General features: G+C 49.4%; 2 protein-coding genes and 1 pseudogene. 1 reads left to right on the top strand and 2 read right to left on the bottom strand.

Annotated features, from left to right (window positions below):
• The first annotated feature begins 229 nt into the window (after positions 1-229).
• Positions 230-1,045 (top strand): alpha/beta hydrolase, encoded by an 816-nt coding sequence (locus QUB06_RS34415; protein WP_333439302.1) that lies wholly within the window; start codon positions 230-232, stop codon positions 1,043-1,045.
• Positions 1,046-1,208: 163 nt separating this feature from the next.
• On the opposite strand, the gene QUB06_RS34410 is transcribed toward QUB06_RS34415, so the two are convergent.
• On the bottom strand, positions 1,209-1,751 hold the full coding sequence (locus QUB06_RS34410; protein ID WP_333439300.1) for a hypothetical protein: 543 nt from the start codon (positions 1,749-1,751) through the stop codon (positions 1,209-1,211).
• A pseudogene (locus QUB06_RS34405) lies at positions 1,748-2,152 on the bottom strand (DUF4365 domain-containing protein); the annotation flags it as partial. The gene QUB06_RS34410 and the pseudogene QUB06_RS34405, both read right to left, overlap by 4 nt.
• Positions 2,153-2,237 lie beyond the last annotated feature (85 nt).

The raw sequence follows: 2,237 nt of genomic DNA, 5'->3' as shown, positions 1-2,237 counted from the left end.
ACAGGCATCGACTCTAATTGTAGGAGAGATGGTAGGGGACACTCTGCCATCGACTCTCTAACTGTATCGGAATGATTAAACCACAGAGGGCACAGAGGACACAGAGAAAGAGAAGAGAGAGATAATAATTCCGATGTTAACGGATTTGATATAACCGAGTATTTTTGCGAAAAATTCCGGTTTCTGACTACCCGTGCGTCCAGGAGTATAAAACTTAGGAGAAAATTGTATGCGATCGACAACTATCAAAGGACCGATCGGCACTATTCACATCATCGAAGCCAGTCCCCCTGTGACGGCTGGGGAGTCGGAGTCGCTGCCGGTGGTATTCGTACACGGTATGGCGGTTTCTGCGAACATCTGGGAGGCGCAGCTTGCCCGTGTAGCCCGTACCCGACGGGCGATCGCCCTTGATATGCGGGGACACGGCGATTCTGCACCGCCGGAGGACGGCAACTACGCGCCCGCTTCCTGTGCAGCGGATGTTTTGGCGGTACTGGATGGGCTGGGACTCGATCGAGTGGCGATCGTCGGGCACAGTTTCGGTGCTTGTATTGCCCTCGCCACAGCGGCCAGCGCACCGCACCGCATCGCGCAGTTGATTCTGGCAGATCCACCTGGAGATTTTACCAAGGTGGCTGCAGATGTGCACGAGGAACGCATCGTTCCCTACCAGAGGGCTCTGGAAACGGAGGATTGGCGGGCTGCTGTGGAAAGCAGCTTCAATGAGGCGCTGACAGGAAGCAGGGCCGATACGCGCGATCGGATACTCGCTTGCTTGGCGGCGACTCCACGGGATTGTCTGCGTGGAATGTATCGCGGGATGTTTCCCTTTGAAGCAGTTGATACTCTCGATCGCTACCTAGCAGCCCCTGGAACGCGGGCCCACGCCATTATTGCTCCCTCAAACACTTTTCCGTTCAGCCTCCACGTCCTCCGCCCCACACTGACGACAACTACGCTACCCGATACTGGACACTGGCTGATGCTGGATGCGCCAGAGGCCTTTGCTAGGGAACTGGATATCTGTTTGGAAGGTGTTTAATATATAGCCTTTCTCAGTAGCATGAGGTGTTCTTGGGCATTGGGCATTGGGCATTGGGCATTGGGCATTGGGCATTGGGCATTGGGCATTGGGCATTGGCCAAACAGGAAGAGTACCTTACTTTCCTGAGAACCGCTATAGATTTCGACAAAATCTGTTAGTTTTACCACACTTCATCGAGGGTTAAGTTGTGGGGGTTTTTGAGGATGAAGGCGTTGTTGTCTTTGATTAAGTCACCGCTACAGAGAATCGGTAAGCGTTCTTGATAAGCTTTAATCGCCAGGATATAATCTTTGTCGGCGAGTGAAGTTTTAATTTTCCGCAATTTGTCAGCTACCAGGCCGAGTAGAGTAATTTCGCCACTTAATTTGTCGGTGTTGGGGGTGTGAACTTGCATGACAATTCCCTGAATAATCGTGTTGGGAATGCTGGTAAGCAGTTCGCTTAAAATTTCAATTTGAGGGCGATTTTCTGCGTTTTCTAGGGTTTGGATTGCCTCGCGGATGCGGGCTGCATAATCTCCCAGGTTTTCCCGGTTAGGTAGCAATATTTCAAATTCTTCTGCATCGGCTGTTGGTTTGTGCCAAAGTGTGGCATTATCTAAAAAAGGTTGGTCTTCATGCCAGCCGTGAGTTTGTAAGTAATTTCTCAGTTGATTTAGCTCGATTGTTTCGAGAGTTTGGCTATCTTTTACGGTGACTTTCATGGTTGAACTCCTTGGCTAATTCCTTCCATAATTGACTGAAGGGCGGCGACTGTAAATTGGTTGGTTCTGGGGATGGCGACGGTGACAGCGTTTGTGTTTTGTGTTTTTGGCTTTCCCCGCAGTGATATCCAATATCCGCAGTTTCTGATGCAGAGTTCTGTTTCGGACTGGGTTAACCAGTCTTCGGGTGTTTCGGGGATTAAAACTACAACTAAAATTCGGGGAATGGCGAAGTTATCCATTCTTAAGTCGTCGTAGTTTTTGAGCTTGAGGGGGTAGCGGATAAAGTGATTGTCTTGGATATCTCTTGATGTAGATTTTAACTGCAATTCTAAGCGAGGTGCTCTAATGGGGCCTGTGCCGCCTTTGGCAGCTACTCCCCAATCCACGCTATCATCGTCTACGAAAGGTTGGCTCTCCTGAACTTATGGTTATAAGTTTATCTAATCAGAAAAGCAAGCTAATACGCGATTCCTAAAATTATTA

It is taken from the genome of Microcoleus sp. D2_18a_D3 (assembly GCF_036702455.1).
Classification (GTDB): Bacteria; Cyanobacteriota; Cyanobacteriia; order Cyanobacteriales; family Microcoleaceae; genus Microcoleus.
The sequence above is the reverse complement of the archived record's forward strand: the minus strand, read 5'-3'. Positions and strand labels throughout refer to the sequence as shown.

Excerpts from the sequence above, each read along its gene's own strand:
- QUB06_RS34415 (WP_333439302.1), top strand. The coding sequence starts at position 230 with ATGCGATCGACAACTATCAAAGGACCGATCGGCACTATTCACATCATC.
- QUB06_RS34410 (WP_333439300.1), bottom strand. The coding sequence starts at position 1,751 with ATGAAAGTCACCGTAAAAGATAGCCAAACTCTCGAAACAATCGAGCTA.